Annotated in this window: 1 protein-coding gene; it reads right to left on the reverse strand. The window is 68.2% G+C overall.

Translation table 11 applies throughout. The features are described from left to right. On the reverse strand, positions 1 to 242 hold a 242-nt coding region (locus tag NTD84_RS08455), incomplete at both ends, for an AMP-binding protein (RefSeq protein ID WP_262164695.1).

Consider the following 242-nt stretch of genomic DNA (forward strand, 5'->3'; position numbering starts at 1 on the left):
GCGCCAGCCAGGTACAGCTCGGCCGAAACGCCTTGCGGCACCGGTTGCAGGTCGGCGTCCAGCACGTAGCTGGCGGTGTGGTTCAGCGGGCGGCCGATGTTGGCCGAGCCGCCGGCGGTGCGGCGGGTCCAGGTGGAATAGGTGGTGTCTTCCGACGGGCCATAGAGGTCGTAGACGTGCTCGACGGTGGGTTGTTCGTAGAGCGCGTCCACCAGCGTTTGCTTCAGCGGTTCGCCGGCCAG

Origin of the sequence: Pseudomonas sp. 14P_8.1_Bac3 (assembly GCF_025466085.1) — a bacterium.
In the GTDB taxonomy this organism is placed as follows: domain Bacteria; phylum Pseudomonadota; class Gammaproteobacteria; order Pseudomonadales; family Pseudomonadaceae; genus Aquipseudomonas.